Here is a 20,893-nt window from a genome sequence, read left to right as displayed (position 1 = left end):
CGATGACCGTGTGCTATTGGGGAACCTACGATCGGGACTATCCGCGGAACCGCGTCGTGCGCGCCGGACTGAGAGCGTGCGGCGTCGAGGTGCGCGAGTGCCATTTCCCGCTCTGGCGGGACACCGGGCACAAGCTCCGGCAGGCGCGCGCGGGCTGGCTCAGGCCCTTCCTGCTGCTCCGCTGGCTGCGCGCCTACGGAACGCTTTCGGCGCGCTTTCTAGCCGCCCCGCGGCCCGACTTCGTGTTCGTCGGCTATTCGGGGCACTTCGACGTCTTTCCGGCGTGGGCCCTCTCCCGGCTGCGGCGCGTGCCGCTCGTCTTCGACGCCTTCCTGTCGCTCTACGATTCGCTGGTGCTCGATCGGGACGCCGTCCGGCGCGACGGGATGAAGGCGAGATTCCTGGCGTGGGTGGACCGGACCTCCTGCCGGCTCGCCGACCGGGTCCTGCTGGACACGCGCGCCCATGTGCAGTTCTTCCACGAGACTTTCGGAGTGCCCGAGGAAAAGTCCTGGGTGATTCCCATCGGGGCCGACGACCGGGTTTTTTGTCCCGGGACGACGCCGGCGGCCCGGAACGGGCATCTCTACACGATTCTCCATTTCGGACGCTACATTCCGCTGCACGGACTGGAGACCGTCGTCGGCGCGGCGCGGATCCTCGAAGAGCAAGGGGTCTCCTGCCGCTTCTTGATGGTCGGCGAGGGGGAGGAGCGGGCCCGGATCGAGTCGCTGGCCCGGCGCCTGGATTTGCGCTCGCTCGAATTCCGCGACGCGGAGCCCAGCGATCGCCTCGCGGAGACGATCCGCGAATCCGATCTCTGCCTGGGGATCTTCGGGGAGACCGGCAAGGCTTCCCGGGTCGTCCCGAACAAGGTGTACGAGGCAATGGCGACGGGCAAGCCGGTCATCACCGGCGACTCCGCCGCCGCCCGGGAATTCCTCCGCCCCGGAGAGGATTGCCTGCTCTGCACGAGAGGAGATGCAGCGTCGCTGGCGGAAGCGATTCTGCGGCTCAAGAGCGACCCGGCGCTGGCGGAGCGGCTGGCCAGAACCGGCCGGCGCCGCTTCGAGGAGAAGGCCGCCCCCGCCGTGATCGGCAGGGAATTGGCGGGACGGCTCGCCGCGTGGAAGGGGGAGGCCGGACGTGCCGCCTGAAGTCTCCCGGCGCTGGGAGTGGAAGTGGGTCCTCGGGCTGCTGGCCCTGGCCCTGGCGCTGCGGGCAGGATTCGTCCTGTTCGAGCAGCCCGGCTTCTATTTCGAGGATTCTCTCGATTACGACCTCGCCGCGCGGACGCTGCTCCAAGCCGGGCACTTTGACGCGAAGTACTATCGCTTCCCGTTGTATCCCGTGGTCATGGCGGCGACGTACAAGGTGTTCGGGGACGGATTGACGCCGCTGCGGATTCTCCAGTCCCTCATCGGGACCGGAACGTGCTTCTTCGTCTGGCTCGTCGGCAGGCACCTCTTCGGCCCCCGGGCGGCTCTTCTCGCCCTCTTCGGCGCCGCGGTCTTTCCGGTGCACGTGGTCCTGGCGGGGATCGAGTATCCCGTCGTCCTGGGGATGTTCTTCCTGTGGGCCGCCTTCGCCGCTCTCGTGCGGACCCAGCCCGGCGGGAGAAGTATGTTTCCCGCCCTCATCCTGGCCGGAGGCGGGGTGGCGCTCTCGGCGCTGCTGTTCGAGGGAGGAATCGTCGGCGCACTGTTCCTCCTGCTTTGGCTGCTCCTGGGGAAGAGATTCCGCGGCGCGCGCCTGCCGGCCCTGGCGGCGGCCGGGCTCGCGGCCCTGGTCATCCTGTCGCCCTGGATTTATGAAATGAAACGGAACCGGGACTATCGCGCCCTGGTGCTCCGGCCGGGAATTCACCTTCCATCGGCGCCCGGCGTGAATCCGCCCGTGTGGGCGGGAAGCGGAGAGAATCTGCTGAGCTCCAAGGTCTCGGGCCTGGCGCGCAACCCGAAGTGGACCTTGCGTCACGCCTGGGCCGAGTTCCTCCACTTCTGGAATCCTTACCCCGATCGGATCGCGGCGGCGGATCGGAGATTCCGCGAGCATCTGCACGAGAAAGACCCGCGGATGGCGCTCGACAACGCCTTGGTCGGCGACCAGCCAAGGCTCCTCTACGCCGTCGTTTTCAGCCTGCTGCTCCTGGCGGCCTTGGCGGGGGCCCTCATGGCGCCGCATGCCGTGCCGGGATCGGTCTTCCTGGTGGCCTGGCCGGTGCTGCTCGGCGTCTGCTATTCTCCTTTTTTCACGCAGATGCGCTACCGGATCCCCGCCGATCCGGCATTCATCCTCCTGGGCGCCTATGCCTTGGATCGGGCCTGGGGGGGAACCTTCTGGAGCGAGCTGCGCGCCTCGCTGAAAGCGCTGTGGGAGGGGTGGAAGCGGGTCGCCACGAAAATCGCCGTCGTCCAGACCTTCATCATTCTCTTCCTCCTGTTCGCCGTCGTCCTGGGACCGATCGCGCTGCTGATGAAGATCTTCCGGAAGGACCCGATGCACGCTCCGCAGGCGGCCGGATCGTTCTGGGCCCTGAGGGAGCGCACCCGGGAAGGGATGCAAGAGTGCGTGAAGCAATTCTGAAGGAGAGGAAACGGTGAACATTCTCGGAATCTCCTGCTTCTACCACGACGCGGCCGCCTGCCTGATCCAGGACGGACGGCTCGTGGCCGCCGCCTCGGAGGAGCGCTTCACGCGCAAGAAGCAGGATGAAGACTTCCCCCGCGAGGCGATCGCCTACTGCCTGAAGGCGGGCGGGATCTCCGCGAAGGACCTCGACTACGTCGGCTTCTACGACAAGCCGTTCCTCAAGTTCGAGAGGCTCCTTTCCACCTACCTGTCGACCTTCCCGCGCGGTTTTCTCTCTTTCTCGAAAGCCATGCCGGTCTGGCTGAGGGAGAAGCTCTGGATCCCGCAGCTCATCCGCAAGGAGCTGGAGTACGAGGGGAAGATCCTCTTCACCGAGCATCACCTTTCCCACGCCGCCAGCGCCTTCCTGGTAAGCCCCTTCCAGGAGTCGGCGATTCTGACGGTCGACGGGGTCGGCGAGTGGGCGACGGCGAGCTACGGGACGGGGCGGGGCAGCGAGATCGATCTGTTCAAGGAGATTCGCTTTCCGCACTCCCTCGGGCTGCTGTACAGCGCCTTCACCTATTACCTCGGCTTCAAGGTGAACAGCGCGGAATACAAGGTGATGGGGCTGGCGCCTTACGGCGAGCCGCGCTACGTCGACCAGGTCCGGCAGCTCATCGACATCAAGGACGACGGCAGCTTCGAGATGGACATGCGGTATTTCTCGTACCACCACGGCCTCCGGATGGTCAACGGCCGCTTCTCGAAGCTCTTCGGCGGGCCGCCGCGGGAAGGGGAGTCGAAGCTGGACCAGCGCCACAAGGACATCGCCGCGTCGGTGCAGAAGGTGACCGAGGAGGTCATGCTCAAGATGGCCGCCTATCTGCACCGGGAAACCAGGATGGAGAATCTCTGCCTGGCCGGAGGCGTGGCGCTGAACTGCGTCGCCAACGGACGCATCCTGCGGGAAGGGCCGTTCAAGGATATTTTCATCCAGCCGGCGGCCGGGGACGCGGGCGGAGCGCTGGGCGTGGCGGCCTACATCAGTCACTCGCTCCTCGGCCAGCCGCGCGGCGAGCCGATGCACCACGCCTATTTGGGGCCCGAATACGGCGAGGGGGAGATTCTCGAGACGCTCCAGCGCTTCGAGGCCCCCGCGCGGCGCCTGGAGCGGGACGAGCTGGTGCGCGAGGTGGCCGCGCTGATCGAAGGGCAGACGGTGATCGGATGGTTCCAGGGGAGGATGGAGTTCGGCCCGCGGGCGCTCGGCAGCCGCAGCATCCTGGCCGACGCCCGCAATCCGGAGAACAAGGACGTCGTCAACCTGAAGATCAAGTTCCGCGAGAGCTTCCGCCCCTTCGCCCCCTCGGTCCTCGAGGAAAGGATCGCGGAGTATTTCGAGATCGACCGGCCGAGCCCCTACATGCTCCTCGTGGCCCCGGTCCGGGAAGCGAAGCGCGTCATCCCGTCGGTCACCCACGTCGACCATTCCGCCCGGATCCAGAGCGTGAACCGGGACCAGAACCCGCTTTATTACGATCTCATCCGTGAGTTCGACCGGCGCACCGGCGTCCCGGTCATCATCAACACGTCGTTCAACGTCCGGGGCGAGCCGATCGTCTGCTCCCCCGAGGACGCCTATCGCTGTTTCATGCGGACCCATATGGACTACCTCGTCCTGGGGCCCTATCTTCTGGACAAGAAAAACCAGCCTCCGTTCAGGGAGGAGAAAGACTGGCGGGACGAGTTCCAGCTCGATTAGCGGAAGTTCAGCTCACCGACGAAAGAGGGACCTATGAGTTTGAAGAGCTCCGTGAAGGAAAAGATTCAGTTCGGCGCCGAATTCTGGGAATTCCTGAGAGTCCGCAAGAAGTGGTGGCTCGCGCCCATCATCATTCTCTGCGGCCTTCTGGGAATCCTGATCGTGCTGACGCACGGCTCGGCCCTGGCGCCGTTCATCTACACGATCTTCTAGGAAACGCCCGGAGGCTCCTTGGAGGATCCTGGCCGTGAACCCCTGATCGCCGTCGTGGTGGTGGCGCGCAACGAGGCCGCCACGGTGGGGAGCTGTCTGTCGGCGGCGCGGCGGGCTCTCGAGGCGGCGGGGGGCGGGGAAATCCTGATGGTCGACTCCGCTTCGCGGGATCGCACCGCCGAGATTGGAATGGCCGCGGGCTGCCGTGTGCTTTCCGTGCGGACCGCAGCGCGCATGACGCCGGCGGCCATGAGGTGGATCGGCGCCGCGCAGACCCGCTCGCGCTTGCTTCTTTTCCTGGACGGCGATTGCCAGCTCGAGCCGGAGTTCCTGCCGGCGGCGCTGGCCGCCATGGAAAGCGAAGCGTCGCTCGGGGTCGTAGCGGGAGGCCGGAGAGATTTCCATCGCACGGCAAAAGGCCTGGCTCCGGCGGGCGGGGAGTACTACGCCGGTGGCCGCGCCGCGCCCCGGCGCCCCGCTTATGGCGGGTGCGCTCTGTATCGCCGGGCCGCGCTCGAAGCGGCGGGCTCGTTTGATCCTTTCCTGCGGGCGAAGGAAGAAGAGGATCTGGCCCAGCGAATCACCCGGGCCGGATATCGGATCGCCGTTCTCCCGGTCCCGATGATCCGTCACGTGACCGTTCCCCGGGAGAGTCTGAGGCGTCTGGCGCGGTCCCTGGCCCACGGCTTTTATGTCGGAAGGGGCCAGGCGATGCGTGTCTTCCTGGGGCGCGGAGAGTATCGTGCCGCGTTCCGCGACCTGGACCGCGTTTTCCTGATGCTGGGCTTCCTCCTGCTCGGCATGGCCGGCGCGGTGGCGCTGGCGCGGGGCATCTCCTGGCCGGCATCGCTTTGGCTGTTCTCGGCCCTGGTCGGCTACGCCCTTTTCGCGGTCCGCTCGGGAAGCTTGTCGAAGCCGGCGTACTACGCGACGGAATGGATCGTCCAAGGAGCCTGTCTCTTCCTGGGGTTTCTCACCCCGTCGCCGCCCGTGAAGTCGTTCCGCTGGGAAGGAACGGAAAGGGCATCCGGGGCGGAGAGGCCGGCCGATCTTCCGAAAGTTCTGCTCGTGGCCCCGCTGCCGGCGCCTCCCTTCCGCGGCGGCGTGGAGAAAGGAGTCGACCTTCTCCTCAAGGGGGATTTGGCGCGCCGGACGTCCATGCAGCTTTTCAACACGTATCGAGAACAGGATCCCACGCGGCGCCTCTGGTCGCGGCTGCGCTACCAAGCCGGAATGATCCGGAGCTTCCGAAAGAAGCTCCAGGAGAGTCCTCCCGATCTGATCCACATCAAGACCAGCGCCGGGATCAACTTCTACCAGAACGCGCTTTATGCCTCGATGGGCCACTTCCTGGGTTTCCCCGTTCTCCTGCAAATCCACACCGGCCGTTTCGAGAGCTTCTACCGCGGGCGCTCCTGGGCGATCCGCGCCTGGATCCGCCGGGTTCTCTCCCGTTGCACCGGGATGGCGGCGCTGTCGCGCTCCTGGGCGGAGCGCTTGTCTGCGATCGCTCCTCAGGCAACGATTCGGATCGTTCCGAACGGTCTCGGGGAAGATGAGCTCGACCGGCTGAGCGCAGGAGGAGAGATTCGCCCGAGCCAGATCTTCTTCCTCGGAACGGGACGAAAGGACTTGAACCGCGACAAAGGCCTGCACGATCTCCTGGCGGTCGTGCCCGAGCTGGCGCGGCGGCATCCCCAAAGCCGCTGGGTCCTCGCCGGTCTGGAGGCACCCGAGGAGACGCGCGAAGATCTTCGGCGCAACGGTCTCGACCGCGAGGGCGATGAAGGGAGAATCCTCTGCCTGGGAGCGCTGGCTCCGGAGGATAGGGAGAAGCTGCTCCTGGGAAGCTCGCTGCTCGTTCTTCCTTCCTATTACGAGAACATGCCCAATATCCTGCTGGAGGCGATGGCGGCGGGGATGGGGGTTGTCGCCACCGACGTCGGAGCCATTCCCGAGATGCTGGGATACGGCGAGGGCGGTCTGGTCGTCGCGCCCGGGGATCGCGCCGCCCTCGCGCAAGCCCTTGACCGCCTTCTGTCGGCGCCGACGCTCGTGCGGGCGCAAGGAAAGCGAAACCGCAGCGCCATCACCCGTGAATACACGATGTCGGAAGTCGAGCGGAAGCTTGCGGTGATCTACCGGGAATTCTCGGGATGGCCCGAAGCGGTGTTTCAGGAATCTGCTTCGGGGCCCTCCGTCAGGCCCGCGAAAATCACGACCTTTCCTTCCCCATCGCAACCGGTCGCGGGCCCATGAAGCGGTCCTCGCAGGCCACGACGACCCTCGATCGGGACTCGCGCATCGGGCAACGTCCGGCCGGGGCGCGCGGTCGGTGGATCTTCATCACCTGGTATCCCTACTGCCGGCGCAGCGACGCGCTCGGCAGTCAGTTGGGAGCCAAGTCTTATCTGGTCCACTACCTGCGATTCAAGTCCCCGGCGATCGCACCCATCAAATATGTTCTTCAAACCCTGAAGACCCTTTGGATCCTCCTCAAGGAGCGGCCGGACGGAGTCATGGTCGCGAATCCACCGGTGGTCGCGCCAGGAATCATCTGGCTCGGCTCGCTCGTCTTCCGTTACCAGTTCATCATCGATTGCCATTCGGGCGCCTTCCAGCACGCTCGCTGGAAATGGTCGCTGCCGCTGCAGCGATATCTCGCCCGGCGCGCCTTGACGAGCATCGTCACCAATGGTCACATGGCCGAGACCGTGCGCTCCTGGGGCGGGCGGGCGGAGATCGTCCAGGACCTGGCTCTGGACCTTGGATTTCCCGAGAGAAACGGGGACGGTTCCTTTCACGTCGTCTATATCTGCACTTATTCGGTGGATGAGCCGTTCGTGGAGGCCGCGGAGGCGGCGCGCCGCCTGCCGGAAGTCTCTTTCTCCTTCACCGGCGATCCCTCCTATGCGACGGCGCGATTCCGCGAGAACCTGCCGGCCAACGTCCGCCTCACCGGTTTCATTCCTGATGCGGATTATCTCAGCCTTCTGCGTCACGCCGACGCCATTATGTCGCTGACCCGGGAAAACCACACGATGCAACGGGGCGGCTACGAGGCGGTCGCGCTGGAGAAGCCTCTGATCACGTCCGACTGGCCGTTGCTCCGGGAAGTCTTCTCACGGGGAACCGTCCACGTGGACAATTCCGCCGATGCGATCGCCGGCGCCGTCAAGAAGGTGCGGGAGAACGCCCCCGGCTTCCGCCGGGAGATGTCCGAGCTCAAGCTCCACCGGGCCAAAGTCAGCGAATCCCAGGTCCAGAAGCTGAGGGAGCTTTGTCAGGCGCGCGTCCTGGGGAGGAGCGGAGCGTGAGAGTGGTCGTGGTCGGTCTCGGCTATGTCGGGTCGGTTTGCGCCGGCTGCCTCGCTCGCGACGGTTTCGAGGTGATCGGGATCGATATCAGCGAGTCCAAGGTCCGGCTCGTGGAGTCGGGAAAGAGCCCGGTCCTCGAACCGGGTCTCGATGCGCTGGTGTCAGAAGCAAGAAGCAAAGGGATGCTACGCGCCATGACGTCCTTGGACGAGGCGGCGCGGCAGGCCGAGCTTTTCCTCGTGTCGGTGGGGACCCCCTCGGCAAAGAACGGCTCTTCGGATCTTTCGCACCTCCTGCGGGCCGTGGGTCAGATCGGAAGCGCTCTCAAGGGGGTCGAGAAATTCCAGGTCGTCAACGTCCGAAGCACGGTGCCTCCGGGAACGGTCCGCGGCAGGTTGATTCCGCTCCTCGAGGAGACCAGCGGCCGGAAGGTGGGCCAGGATCTGGGCGTGGCGATGAACCCCGAATTTCTACGCGAAGGCACTTCCATCAAGGACTACGACTCGGCTCCTTTCGACCTCTGCGGAGTTTCGGATCCACGATCCGCCGAGCTCCTGAAGGGCTTTTACGCAGGAAAGGCACGGCCTTTCCACGCCACGACGCTGGAGACTGCGGAGCTCGTGAAGTACGTCAACAACGGGTTCCACGCCCTGAAGGTAACCTTCGCCAACGAGATCGGCAGGCTTGCGTCGCATTCCGGAGTGGACAGCCTGGAAGTGATGCGTCTGCTCTGCGAAGACCGAAAGCTGAACATCTCTCCCGCGTACCTTCGCCCCGGAATGGCGTTCGGCGGATCCTGCCTCCCGAAGGATCTGCGCGCCCTCGTCCACGAGGCGCGCCGCCGTGAAGTGGCCGTGCCGCTTCTCGAAGCGATCCTGCAGAGCAACGAAGTGCATCTCGAGACCGCGCTGAAGGAGATTCTCTCGCACGGCCGCCCGCGCACCGCCATCCTCGGGCTCAGTTTCAAGGCCGGAACGGACGACCTGCGGGAAAGCGCCATGGTCCTCCTCGTGGAAGGGCTTCTCGGAAAGGGCGTCCCGGTGAAGATCTACGATCGGAACGTCCGGCTCTCTTCCCTCGTGGGCGGCAACCGTGAATACATCGAGCGCGAGATCCCTCACGTCGGATCGCTGCTGGTGGAGTCGCTCGAGGAAGCCCTGCGCGACGCCGAAGTGGTAGTCGTCGGAACCGACGACGCTGAGATCGATCGGGTCCGCGGGTTGCTGAAGGAGGGGCAGATCCTCATCGATCTCGTCGGAAGGCTCGCCGCGGACGGCGGCCCCCGCCCGGGAGGAATCTGCTGGTGAGTGTCGGAGCATTTCCAGCACGTCGGACCCTCTGGGGCCGATGGCTGAACCGGTTCAAGCTACCGTTTCCGGTCCTGGTGACCCTGGGCGCTGGTCTCGCACTGCTCCTGCTCGGCTATGGAGCGATAGTCAACCTCCGCTCCATCAAGTATCTTGTTGCGCTCATCGCGCTGGGGATGGTCGGATGTGCCTTCCTGGTCATCCCGCGGAAGTTCAACTTCTTTTTATATTCGCTGAGTTTTACGCTCCCTTTCTTCGTCCAGTTCATCATCACGGAAAGGGACCGAAGCGTCTTTGCCGTAACCGGGACGGTCCTGATCGCGTTGACGCTGTCCATCATCGGACTCCTTACCGGCGCGATAGAGAAATCGAAACTTGTTTTCGAGCCAAGAATCACACTTCCATTCATCGTTTTCATCCTTGCCTGCCTGGTATCGGGTATCAATACCACCGATTACACGCTGACCTTCATGGGAATCGCCCAGGAACTGGAAATGCTTTTTCTCTTTCTCGTCCTGATCAACGTTGTCACGGGCGAAGAGCGTGTTTTGCTTTTCCTTCGCGGGCTCTACCTTGCCTTCGTCATCGAGTGCCTTATTTACTACGCGCAGAACCTTCTCGGCTTTTCCTTCGACATCCTAGGGAACACGAAGTATGTAGGGGCAACCGATGTCGAGGCTGGGCGCATCGGGAGCCAGCGCGGAACGTTCGGCGCTGCGCCCGCTACGGCAGCTATCTATTTTTCCGTGTTGACGCTCTCCCTCACCGGCCTCTACTTGAGCCGAAAGAGACTTGCACTGAGGATCAAGCCGATCCTCGGAATGGTTCTCGGTGGTTCATGTTTGATTCTGGCGGCCAAGAGAGCTCCCATGTCTGGGTTCGTCCTGGGCGTCCTGACGATGGTCCTCCTGAATTCGATGTGGGCACATTGGGCAGTGAAACGCCTTGCGACCGTCCTCGCGAGCCTCGCCATACCACTGCTGATTTTTCTGCCAGTCTTTCTGCTTCGCGCCTCCGCCGATCACGAGGCGGCCTATGAAGAAAGGATGAACTTGACTCGAATCTCCTGGAACATGGTCAAGTCCCATCCAGCGATCGGAGTCGGATTCGGAACGTACGACACGATGAAGCGAGGGTATCTGCCGCCTGAATGGAAAGGCTGGATCTACACGGTACATAATCACTACCTTTTGGTCTTGTCGGAGACGGGCATTGTTGGTTTCGTTGCTTTGATCATTCTCCATCTCAGCATCCTGAGAACGGCGTATAGGGGAATTCGAATCATCTCCCCCGAGTTTCGGCCATTTCAGATCTCACTCGTCGCCGGTTTGATCGCGATGTATTGGGAGCAGAACTGGGACATCTTCAACAGCCGGCCGCAGAACTACTTGTTCTGGCTCGTGGGAGCCATGGCGGTTTTCCTTCCACGGGCATTCCCCGTCACCAGTGAGCCGGCGTGAAGTCAGGATTTCGCGCGTGGTGGCCGAACCTTCTGCTCACGGCCATGACCCTGATGGTCGTCATTGCCGGTTTCGAGGTCCTTCTCCACTTCGCCCTCCCGCAAAAGCTCTATAGGTTTCCAAAGGGCATGTTCGTCAACGATCCGGATCTGGTCTTCCGGATGAGTCCCGGGTTCAAAGGCGTGCTCAAGAATCCGGAATACACGACGCATTTTCGAATCAATTCTCTCGGACTTCGGGGTCCAGAACCACGGACTGAACAGGCGGGATCCACTCGGATCCTGGGGCTCGGTGACTCCTTCGTTTCGGCTCTCAATGTCGAAGAGAGTGAAACCTTCCTTGCCGTGGCGGAATCAACCCTCCGGAAGGATCTTGGCACGGCGAGAATTGACATTACCAATAGCGGCACGCCCAATTATGGGACCTGGCACGAGCTTCGATTGTTCCGAAAACTGGCTCCGCTGTTGAATCCGCAGGCGGTCTTGCTCTGCGTCTATGTCGGGAACGACGTGGAGAACAATCTTTCGCCTAGGGTAGCGGTAGTCCGCGACGGCCTTCTCATGGAAGGGCGGCCGCAAAGTGGCATCCTTCCCTATGGTCTGCGCTCCTGGCTGCAGAGGAATTCGATGGCCTACGTCTTCTTCTGGAATGCATGGAACCAGCTGAGGCCCCGAATCGGCCTCACGGGAAGCGACACACTCCGGCCGGAAAGGGAGCTGATTTCTGCTCGCCCCTCCCCGTACGTGGTGAAGGGCTACGAGGTGACCCGAGAGCTTCTTCGCCAATTCCGAGACGAAAGTGAGTTCCGAGGGATTCCTTTGTTCCTTGTACTCATCCCGGCGGAATTTCAAGTCTATCCCGAACGATTCGAGAATGCGCTACGCAAACAGGGTGTCGATTGCAGCTCGCTGGATTTCGATCTTCCTCAGAAGCGGTGGAGTGAGATCCTCTCTAGTTTGAGACTGCCGTTCATCGACCTGCTTCAGGAATTCCGGTCCCGGCGAAACGGGTCCTACTTGTACATGAGTCTGGACGGTCACCTTACGGTGGAAGGCAATCGTCTCGCCGGGGAGGCGATTGGCCAGGCCTTGGCGCCGTTTCTTCAGCAAAAAGTAGCGGGGCTTCGATGAATTTGGTCCTTCTGGCCGTGCCGTCACGTCCCGCGGGCTGGCGAGGAAACGAGACCATCCCGCTGCTGACCCCTCTGGAGGTGGAAGCGCATTCCGCGCTCGTGGGCGCTGGTTTTCCGGTGGAAGTTGTTCCCGAAGAGGCTGTCGGCCTGGTAACTCCGGCGCGGAGTGTTCTGCTCGTAGGGGTTGGTTTGCCAGAGGAAAGGATGAACCAGCTTGTGGAAGCCTTCCCTGCCGGCGGCATCAAGATCCTGTGCGTCGAGGAGGTTGCGCTTCCGCCTCTGCGAACACGATCCTGGCGCCGACGCATCACCATGAACAATCGGACTTTCTGCTTGTCCCGCAGGGGACGTCATGCCCGCCGGAATTCTATGCGAGGGCGCTTTGCCTTTTCCCTCGGGCATCGGCTGAGGCCCACACCGACCTCCACGGTCATAGCCCAATGGGGGGAGAAGCGGGGCGTGGCCCTCCTGAAGGACAAGATAGGTTCAGCGGAGGTTTGGAGGGCCGGCTTCTCCCTGGATCGTCTCGCTCCGGCCCATCTGATCGAAATCGTCGCCGCCATCGCCGCCGACGTGCGGCCGGTCCTGAAGCCTCCTCTCCCGGAAGGGCGTCAGGCGGTTGTGATGCTCATTCACGACGTGGAGGAAGCCCTTCCGGACGATCCGCGAGGACTCCTCAGCGTGAGGCGGGGCACAGAAGCCTGCCTGGAAGCAGAGGCACGGCAGGGTTTCAGGGCGACCTACAATCTCGTGGGAGACTTCGGCCCGATGATCGGCGATCTCGGGCGACGCATGGTGGCGGAAGGGCATGAAGTCGCCAGCCATGGCTTGAGCCACCGGGTCATGGCCGATCTTTCCGAGGCCGACGTCCGCAGCGAAGTGAAGGGATCTGAGGATCGGATACGGGGAATCACGGGAATCGAGATTCAGGGGTTTCGTTCTCCCCGATCTCGCTGGAGTGGTTCTCTCTTGAAGGTGCTTTCCGAGAAAGGCTATCTCTGGAACGCGGAAGCTGACGATTCTCCCTATCCTTATCCCATACCGCTCGACGACGCGGGAAGAGTTATCCGGCTTCCCGTGGCCGCCGACGACTGGGACTTCGTGAAAAGAAACGCGTCGCCCCGAGCGGTGTTGAAGCTCTGGCAACGAGAAGTCCGCTCGGCCATGGAGCGCGGAGCCTGGATCGCCCTCGGCTCGCATCCGTCGGTTCTCGGGGTTCATCCTGAAAGAACGGAGACTTTCCGGGACTTCCTCGCCTGGCTTGCCGATCAAGAAGTCAAGATCATGACCGCGGGGGAAGGAGCGGCTTGGTGGAGAAGTCGGACGTGGGACCAGAACTCCGCGACGAGCTTTCCCAGGAATCAGATCAGGGCGAACCGCGAATGAGCGTCACCGCAAGAAACACACTCCGCAACACGACTTTGCTGGTGGCTTTCGAGGTCGCCAACCCTCTTCTATCTCTGCTGCTCGTCGGGACGATGACCCGTCGTCTGGGTCCGGACGGAACGGGAGGCTATAACCTTCTCCTCAATTTTTTCTTCGTGGCCCACTCTGTGACGTCGTTAGGCCTGAACTCACTCCTCACTCGCGAGGTCGCCCGGGATCGGCGCAGCGCACGAGCTTTCCTTTGCACGGCGGGGGTGGTGGGGATCCTGGGCTCCCTCTTTGTGGCGGCTGGCATGATGGTTGCCCTGCGTCTGGCAAATTACGGGCCGGTGCTCGAGCAAGGCGGCTGGTTCGTCGCCCTGGCGCTGCTCCCATCCATCATGATTCTCTATAGTGAAGCGATCTTCATTGCCTTCGAGAAAGTGCAATACATCGTCATCATGGCGATCGTGGAGAACGCGGGAAGAGTCTTCGCGGGACTGTGGCTCCTTCGACGAGGCTTCGGGGTTGTGCCTCTGATCGCGTCATTCGCCTTGTTCCGCTTTCTGACCCTAGCGATCAACCTCCTCCTGTTTCACCGTCGAATTGCTCCGTTGTCCTGGGCCTATGAGCCGGGCGTGCTCAGGCGGCTTCTGCGCAGTATCCCCGTGTTCGGGACGATTTTCATAGTGGCGACCCTCTACTGGCGCGCGGATGTTTTCATGTTGTCAAAGATGGGCACTCTCGCAGCCGTTGGATTCTATACCGTTGGCTATCGTCTTTTCTCTATTGCTCAGGTCGTTCCGAAGAGCTTCAATACCACCATCTACCCAGTTTTTTCGAAGCTTTTTCATAATTCACCGGACGACTTTCGGGCCGCGAACAGCGTCTCCATCCGTTACATGCTGGTCGTGATGCTTCCGATCGCGGCGGGCATCAGTGGGTTAGCGGCGCCCTTGGTGCGACTCCTTTTCGGCCCGGACTTCTCACCGGCAGCCGCCGTCCTCGCGATCGTCATCTGGACCCTAGTTCCCTATGGGATCGTCCGGATTTTAGCCTCCAGCCTTTTCGCTTCGGACCGGCAGATAGTCGATCTGAAAGTGAACCTGATGGGATTGATCACCAATCTACTGTTGAACATGGCTCTCATTCCTCGATTGGGCATGATCGGCTGTGCCTGGGCGACCGTCGCCTCCATCGTTTGCTTTCTTGCCTACCAATGCTTCTTCCTGAGGAAGGAAATCGGTCCGGTCTTCCGGCAGGCTGAAATTGCGAAGCCGGTCCTTGCGACGGCGCTCCTCATGCTCTGGCTCTGGCTCACCCCGGCGATCCCGTTAATCCTTCGAATCCTCGGCGGCGCCCTTATTTACGGTCTTTTGATATTGTTCATGCAGGTCGTTCGCCTCCGAGAGCTGCGGGCAGTGGTTCCAGAAAGGCTTCTGGTGTTGCTGCCGGAGGAGCGCGAGCCATGAACCTCGGCGTACCCGCCCTCACGCCGCAGCGTCGGTTGGGTGAACGTAAGAAGCAGCTCGACCTTCTGGGAGTGCGATTCGACCGGCTGTCCCGTGAACAGGCGCTCGAGGCCCTGGAGGCCGAATTCGGTCGACGTGAACACCGCAAGGTATACATCGTCAACGCTCATACTCTCAATCTGGCCTGGAAGGACCCATACTACCGGCGCGTTCTCAACGAGGCGGATTTCCTGCTTAACGACGGCAGCGGAGTCGGCCTTGCTGCGCGTCTACGGGGACAGAGTTTCCCAGCCAACCTCGTGGGCACCGATCTTGTCCCGCTGCTTTGCGCTCGCGCGGTGGCTCGTGGGAGTGGCGTGTTCCTTCTCGGGGGCAGGGCGGGAGTGCCGGAAAGGGCCGCTAACCGATTGCAGGACTACGTCCCTGGCCTCCAGGTCTGCGGATACCGTCACGGCTATTTCTCCAGGTCAGAAACGGGGGACCTCATACAGCAAATCAACAACTCCAAGGCAAGCATTCTCTTGGTGGCGTTCGGCAACCCACTGCAAGAGATCTGGATCCATGAGAACGCCCCGAAGATCCATTGCGACCTCTCCATCGGAGTCGGAGGACTTTTCGATCACCTTGCCGGTCGGCTGCGCCGGGCGCCCATTTGGATGCGCCGGGCGGGAATCGAGTGGGTTCACATCCTCGTGAACCAACCTCATAAATGGAAGCGTTACCTTCTCGGCAATCCGCTTTTCGTGATTCGAGCCATCGGCAACCGGTTGGGGTGGGGGCCATGAGCGTAAGGGTTGCGGCCGGGAAGCGATGGCTCAAACGTTGGGCCCGGCGGGCCACGATCCATGCCAGTGCGGTGATCCATGGGAGAGGTGGCGGCCTCAGCCAAGGCTTGAGGATTCTCACCTATCATCGAGTGGCGGAGACTCCGGCCGACCCCTTCTCGGTCTCTCCGTCCGACTTCGCCGTCCAGATGCGAATTCTGTCGGAGACAGGGGCCGTTTTCCCGTTGGAGGCGACCTTGGAATCCCTCGACCGTGAAAAAGTCGTGATCCCGCGAATCGCCCTGACGTTCGACGATGGAACAATCGATTTTGTTAGGGAAGCGCTCCCCGTTCTCTCGAGGTTGGGTCTTCCGGCGACTCTCTACGTCAGCCCGGCACTCGTGGGAAGAGAAGGATATCTGGACTGGAGCGATCTGGCTACGGTGGTGCAAGCTCCCGGGATCACGCTGGGATCCCATGGCCTCGACCATAAGTCCTTGGGAAAGCTCGATCTGGAAGAGGCCAAACGTCAGGTAAATCGCTCACGGCAGCAAATCGAGGAACGCCTCGGAGTGCGGGTGACCAGCATGGCCTACCCTTATGGAACGCGGCGTGATTTCAATGAAGGCGTCAAGAAGCTCGTTCAAGAGGCGGGCTACCAAGCAGCCTGTACTTCCATGAATGGTGTGAACCGAAGCCATGCGGACCGTTTTGAGCTCAAGAGAACGAAGATTGAGCAAGGAGACTGCATGTTGTTCCCCAAGATTTTGCTCGGTCGGCTGGACGGCTGGTCACTCGTCGATCGATATTTGTCGTCATTGCAGAGCCGCTACGCGTAACTTCAACGCGTGTCGTTTGAAAGGATTCAATGATCGTTAAGGATTCGCCCCCCCTGGCCGTTTCGGCAAGGCCGGCCGTCAAGTCGATACGTCGAGAATCGATTCTGCTCGCCGGAATCATGCTAGTCGCATTCGCACTTCGCATCCATGACCTTTCCTCTCAAAGTGTCTGGATCGACGAGGCATACTCGCTCCGGCTCGCCCATCTTGGCCCGGGAGGGATTTTGGAAGAGACGGCGCGCGAGAATCATCCCCCGCTCTATTTCCTGCTGCTCAGCCTGTGGACCAAGCTAGGCCCGCCCGGAGAGGGCTGGGCGAGGTTCTTGTCGGTCGTTCTCGGGACGCTTTTGGTTGGGGCTGTGTACCGGCTCAGCCAGAAGCTGGGCATGAAGGAAACGGGGCTTCTCGCCTGCCTCTTTCTGGCCTTCTCTCCGTGGGCGGTATGGCATTCGCAAGATGCGCGCATGTACCCCCTCGCTCTCCTTTGCGCGGTCGTTTCCCTGACCCTTTTCCTCGAGTACATCGAGGAAGGAGGGAGCGCAGGAAAGCCAATCCTGGGCGCGCTGGCGCTCACCGCCTCCCTCTATTCCCATCTCTACGCGATCTCAGCGTTTCCGGTGCTCGGCCTGTACCTGCTGCGCCGGCGCAAGGAAATCCCTAGGCGCCGCTGGTGGACCGCGGCGCTTGCCGTCTTCGGGGTCTGCGTGGTCTGGCTGCCCTGGGTGATGGTCGTCCTGAGCATCCACCACCATGCCGGATTCTACAAGCCTCTGAGCCTGTTCACGGTACCCTACACATTGTTCGTTTTCAGCGTCGGCTACAGCTTGGGACCTTCCCTACAGGAGCTGCGCGCTTACGTGTCCCATCCCGCCCTCCCGCACCAGTATTGGGTCGTGGTGCTCGCCGCCGCCGTGCTGTTCGGAGGTCTGCTCGCCGCCGGGGCGTGGAGGTGCCGGGCCGCGCTGCGCCGCCGCGGGGAATTCTTGCTGCTGCTTTTCTGGATCCCCCTGGCGGTTCCGGTCTGCGTCACCCTGCTCAACGGCGAGATCGATTTCAACGCGCGCTACGCCTTCCTCTCCTTCCCCGCCCTTCTCCTCCTCTTGAGTCTCGGCGTGAGCCGCTGCCGGAGTCGGTTCCTGCGCTGGGGTGCGGCGTGCGCGGTGCTCGCCTTCATGACGGCGAGCCTCGTTTCCCATTTCACCGACCAGAGATATGCAAAAGAGGACGCCCGGCAGGCGCATCGGCTCGTCGAGTCGATGCGGAGCGCCGAGGACTGTATCCTAGTGATCGGTGTCACCCCGGCCTATCAGTACTACGAGGGAGGCGCCGTTCGCAGCCGCTGGCTCGATTTTCGTTATCCTGACCGGGTCCCGGAGTCCGCCGAGGAAATCCGGCGGTGGTCGGCAACCTGCCCCCGCCTTTGGTTCGTCGCCGGCCGGACATGGGAGGAGGATCCGCAGGGGATGGCCCGTCCGACGCTGGAGAAGTTCTTTGTCTCCCGCGAAGAGTGGGACGTCCACGGGGTGCACATCCTGGAGATGGAGCCCCGGAAACGCCGGAGTTCTTGACCGGAGCGGGTTTCGTAATTGTCGAGCGGGTTTCGGAATTGCAAGGCAGCCCGTGAGGGCGGCATGCCGGAAGGGGGCGTAACTTATTGTATTTTAAAGCAATGGTCCCTTCAGACGCCGTCCGAAGCCTGCTTTCGCTCTCATGGCCCGAAGCTTGCTTTTACCTCCTCGAAGCTTCGTTTCGGCCCTCCGGCGAAGCTTGGTGAGGGATTCGATGAACAGTACCGGCCATACGATAAACTCGAAAAGGCGGGGCCGCTTCGTCTGGCTTCCCCTCCTTCTGTCAGTGGTCTGGGGAAGCGCTGCAAGCCGCGCCGCGACCTACTACGTGGACGGCAACTGTCCTAGTTCGGGATCGGGCGCCAGCATCGTGTGCGGATCCAACGGTCCGAAGAAGACGATCACGGAAGGGATCGCCCTCTTGGCGGCGGGCTCCTCGGACGTGTTGCGGGTGCGCGGAGTGCACCCGGCGCACGACGGAGAGACGGCCGCGTTCGATGGACGTTACTTCGCCGACAAGTACGATCTGGCGCTCAGCGGAAATGCCACCAATCCGATCGTCATCGAGGCTTACGGCTTTTCGGGGACCGCCGGGGAGAAGGTCTACTTGGATGGAACGCGGGCACCGTCGAGCGGATGGAGGATCTGCAGCGATTGCTCGACGGGACCGTGCGCGGGCGTGCCCGCGACCGCCTGCTCCCAGACCTGGTACGCGACCGACAGCGGGACGGCCAGTCTCGTGATCGGTGCGCAGAAAGACGACGGGACGCCGACGTACCGCGTGGCCTCTTTGTCGGATTTGACCAACAGTCATGCAGGATACGCGGGGACATCGCCGGAAATCGATTCCTACAGCCCGCAGAGCGGGGGAGCCATCCTGGTCCGCTGGGGCTCCAGCCTTCCCAACCGCCCGTATGTCTTCAACAACAATGAAGGAACCGGATTCACGTTCCTGGCGACCAGCGCGAACCTCATCGTGCGCGGCTTTACTTTCCGCTGCCACCGGCGCGGCTCTCTCTATTTCTATCCGGCGACCACCCCCAAGAACGTCACCGGATCGAACAACATTATTTACTACACGGCCGATGTGAAGGGGAACGGCAGCGATTACGGCGTCACCCTCTACAACGTGACTGGGGTGACCATCGCCAGCAATGAAATCGCCTGGACGGGCAGCGAAGGCATCCACGGCCAGGCCATGCCCAGCGGTCCCACTGCAAACATCATCCGGGACAACTGGATCCACGACACAGGCGACGTCAACGTCCTCGGCCCCGCCGTGATCGGCACGCCGAGCGGGATGATCATCGGGGATTCGGGCAATGGAGCCGTGGCCGGCGATTACACGGGAACCGTGGTCGAGGGCAACCTGATCGAGAACACCCGCGCCACGCTCTCGAGCGGCCGCGGATTCATCATGGAAAACCACGTGGACAACATGATTGTCCGCAACAACATCTTCCACAATACGCACGGAGAAGGCCTCAAGCTCGACGCGAACACCGTCAGCATGAACAACAATCAGGTGTACAACAACCTCTTTGTGACGAACAGCGACGGGGGCAGCGGGCACGGTCTCCAGGTTTACGCGGCACCGGGCCTCACGGCCAACAACAACAAGTTCTACAACAATACGTTCGTCAACAACCTTCTCGGGGCGATGGGGATCACCTGTCTGGGGACCTGCACCGGCAACGAATTCCGCAACAACATCATGTACGCTTCGAGCGCACAAAAGGTCGTCGACTGGGCGGGGAGCGGGATCTTCCAGTACAACCTCGTCTATGCCCCCACCAGCAACAACTTGGTTTCCTTCAACGGCCGGTCCTTCTCGTGTAGCGGCGTGACGACTTCCAGCGATATCGACGGGGACGGAGTCGCAAATGACAACAACCGCTGCGCCAATCCGGGCTTCGTCGCTCCCTCGTCGAACGATTTCCACCTGCTGAGCTCGTCGGCGGCGATCAACGTGGGGACGTCCCTGGGATTGCCGTCGGGCAGGACCAACAGCGTCAACAACCGCATCGCCGCTCAACATGGGCTGCCGGCCTACGCCGACAACCTGCCCATGCTCGGCTCATCCTGGGATGCCGGCGCGGTGGAATATGGGAGCGTCGCGGGGGTCACGGCGAATCTGAGCCTGAGCGACCCCTCGCCTACGGGCCCGGGCACGGTTTCCGTGACGCTGTCCACATTGACCTCCGTGGTCCAGCTGCCGGGGCCGCTGACCTTCCTGGAGAGCGACGGAACCACGACCGTGATCGTCCTCAGCGGGACTGTTCCCGGCAGCACGTTCATGGGATCCTTCGCCGTCAATTCGAGCGTGGCCGATGGGCTCGGGACCTTCAGTCTTCCCTTGAACAGCCTGCTCGATTCCTTGGGGAACAAGGGGAACACGATCGCCTCCGGATCCCAGACCCTCATCGACAAGGCGCCTCCCTCCTCACCTCAGAATCTGCGATTCGGGAATTGATCCGGGCGGTGGATGGCTGCGGCGGTGAATCTCGGGCGGGGAGAAGTCCCTAGAGGCTCTCGGTTTCCTGTCCCATCGTCTCATCCGCCGCAGCGTGGTCAGCCTGAGATGCGGAGGAGAGGCCCCCCTTCCCTTTGCGGAAACGCAGACGGTCTCCGACTTCCATCCTCTTACGACGTGGGACGGACACTACGTTCCTTTGCCAGAGGCCGAGCGACAACAGGGTATAAGTGCGCCGGTCGAACTCTCCGCGCGTCGCTCCCTGGCACGGAACCTTGCGGTAGAAAGCCTTCTTCTTGAGGGCGGCCACCTCGCCGGCGGCCCAAGCCCGCAGATCCTTTTCCAGCCATTGCTGGATCGGCACGATCAACCCTTTCTTGTCCTTGCGGTCGATGATCGAATCCGGCACGAGCCCGCGCGCCACCTTCCGTAAGATCACTTTCTGCTCCATGTCCCGGATCTTCAGCTCCGGGGGAAGCTGAAAGGCCAACTCCACGATGCGATGATCGAGGAAGGGCGTGCGGTTCTCCAGCCCCCACGCCGCCGCGGCCCGGTCGTTCATGGTGATCAGGCTGGGAAGCGATATCTCGATGTCGGCCCGGCCGATCTGGTCGACCAGATGGGTGTGGCGGCCGAAGGCGTCGCGG

The 20,893-nt window shown here is 62.4% G+C and carries 16 protein-coding genes; 15 read left to right on the top strand and 1 reads right to left on the bottom strand.

Features of this window, described 5'->3' with window-relative positions; all coding sequences use genetic code 11:
* Nucleotides 1–2 precede the first annotated feature (2 nt).
* The 15 genes from VGR67_14590 to VGR67_14520 all read left to right on the top strand — a co-directional run bounded on the left by VGR67_14590 (nt 3) and on the right by VGR67_14520 (nt 20,246).
* Nucleotides 3–1,157, top strand: a complete 1,155-nt coding sequence (locus VGR67_14590; protein HEV8337638.1) for a glycosyltransferase — start codon at nt 3–5, stop codon at nt 1,155–1,157.
* A complete protein-coding gene (locus tag VGR67_14585; protein HEV8337637.1) occupies nt 1,147–2,586 on the top strand; it encodes a glycosyltransferase family 39 protein in 1,440 nt (479 codons plus the stop codon). The genes VGR67_14590 and VGR67_14585 overlap by 11 nt, the downstream gene beginning before the upstream one ends.
* 13 nt (nt 2,587–2,599) lie before the next feature.
* The gene (locus VGR67_14580; GenBank protein ID HEV8337636.1) at nt 2,600–4,336 is read left to right on the top strand and encodes a carbamoyltransferase; all 1,737 of its coding nucleotides are present in this window, start codon (nt 2,600–2,602) and stop codon (nt 4,334–4,336) included.
* Nucleotides 4,337–4,399: 63 nt separating this feature from the next.
* The gene (locus VGR67_14575) at nt 4,400–4,549 is read left to right on the top strand and encodes a DUF5989 family protein (protein ID HEV8337635.1); all 150 of its coding nucleotides are present in this window, start codon (nt 4,400–4,402) and stop codon (nt 4,547–4,549) included.
* 18 nt (nt 4,550–4,567) lie between these two features.
* A complete protein-coding gene (locus VGR67_14570) occupies nt 4,568–6,808 on the top strand; it encodes a glycosyltransferase (protein ID HEV8337634.1) in 2,241 nt (746 codons plus the stop codon).
* Nucleotides 6,805–7,866 (top strand): glycosyltransferase, encoded by a 1,062-nt coding sequence (locus VGR67_14565; GenBank protein HEV8337633.1) that lies wholly within the window; start codon nt 6,805–6,807, stop codon nt 7,864–7,866. Before VGR67_14570 ends, VGR67_14565 begins: the two co-directional genes overlap by 4 nt.
* Complete coding sequence (locus VGR67_14560) at nt 7,863–9,173, top strand: nucleotide sugar dehydrogenase (GenBank protein HEV8337632.1); 1,311 nt, start codon at nt 7,863–7,865, stop codon at nt 9,171–9,173. The genes VGR67_14565 and VGR67_14560 overlap by 4 nt, the downstream gene beginning before the upstream one ends.
* Nucleotides 9,170–10,633 carry an O-antigen ligase family protein gene (locus VGR67_14555; protein HEV8337631.1) on the top strand — a complete coding sequence of 488 codons (1,464 nt, stop codon included), beginning with the start codon at nt 9,170–9,172 and terminating at the stop codon, nt 10,631–10,633. The genes VGR67_14560 and VGR67_14555 overlap by 4 nt, the downstream gene beginning before the upstream one ends.
* The gene (locus tag VGR67_14550) at nt 10,630–11,763 is read left to right on the top strand and encodes a hypothetical protein (GenBank protein HEV8337630.1); all 1,134 of its coding nucleotides are present in this window, start codon (nt 10,630–10,632) and stop codon (nt 11,761–11,763) included. Before VGR67_14555 ends, VGR67_14550 begins: the two co-directional genes overlap by 4 nt.
* Nucleotides 11,764–12,224: 461 nt before the next feature.
* Nucleotides 12,225–13,151 carry a polysaccharide deacetylase family protein gene (locus VGR67_14545; GenBank protein ID HEV8337629.1) on the top strand — a complete coding sequence of 309 codons (927 nt, stop codon included), beginning with the start codon at nt 12,225–12,227 and terminating at the stop codon, nt 13,149–13,151.
* Nucleotides 13,076–14,602, top strand: a complete 1,527-nt coding sequence (locus tag VGR67_14540; protein HEV8337628.1) for a flippase — start codon at nt 13,076–13,078, stop codon at nt 14,600–14,602. Before VGR67_14545 ends, VGR67_14540 begins: the two co-directional genes overlap by 76 nt.
* Nucleotides 14,599–15,387, top strand: a complete 789-nt coding sequence (locus tag VGR67_14535; protein HEV8337627.1) for a WecB/TagA/CpsF family glycosyltransferase — start codon at nt 14,599–14,601, stop codon at nt 15,385–15,387. The genes VGR67_14540 and VGR67_14535 overlap by 4 nt, the downstream gene beginning before the upstream one ends.
* A 236-nt stretch (nt 15,388–15,623) precedes the next feature.
* Complete coding sequence (locus tag VGR67_14530; protein HEV8337626.1) at nt 15,624–16,205, top strand: polysaccharide deacetylase family protein; 582 nt, start codon at nt 15,624–15,626, stop codon at nt 16,203–16,205.
* 224 nt (nt 16,206–16,429) lie between these two features.
* On the top strand, nt 16,430–17,773 hold the full coding sequence (locus tag VGR67_14525; GenBank protein HEV8337625.1) for a glycosyltransferase family 39 protein: 1,344 nt from the start codon (nt 16,430–16,432) through the stop codon (nt 17,771–17,773).
* A 214-nt stretch (nt 17,774–17,987) separates the two neighbouring features.
* Entirely contained in the window at nt 17,988–20,246 is a 2,259-nt protein-coding gene (locus VGR67_14520; GenBank protein ID HEV8337624.1) for a right-handed parallel beta-helix repeat-containing protein, read from the top strand.
* A 49-nt stretch (nt 20,247–20,295) separates the two neighbouring features.
* On the opposite strand, the gene VGR67_14515 is transcribed toward VGR67_14520, so the two are convergent.
* On the bottom strand, nt 20,296–20,893 hold a 598-nt coding region (locus VGR67_14515), incomplete at its 5' end, for an asparagine synthase-related protein (protein HEV8337623.1).

It is taken from the genome of Candidatus Polarisedimenticolia bacterium, assembly GCA_036004685.1.
Taxonomy (GTDB): domain Bacteria; phylum Acidobacteriota; class Polarisedimenticolia; order Gp22-AA2; family AA152; genus DASYRE01.
Note: the sequence above shows the minus strand (reverse complement) of the source record. Positions and strands in the feature narration are given on the sequence as shown.

Excerpts from the sequence above, each read along its gene's own strand:
- VGR67_14590 (HEV8337638.1), top strand. The coding sequence starts at position 3 with ATGACCGTGTGCTATTGGGGAACCTACGATCGGGACTATCCGCGGAAC.
- VGR67_14565 (HEV8337633.1), top strand. The coding sequence starts at position 6,805 with ATGAAGCGGTCCTCGCAGGCCACGACGACCCTCGATCGGGACTCGCGC.
- VGR67_14535 (HEV8337627.1), top strand. The coding sequence starts at position 14,599 with ATGAACCTCGGCGTACCCGCCCTCACGCCGCAGCGTCGGTTGGGTGAA.
- VGR67_14520 (HEV8337624.1), top strand. The coding sequence starts at position 17,988 with ATGAACAGTACCGGCCATACGATAAACTCGAAAAGGCGGGGCCGCTTC.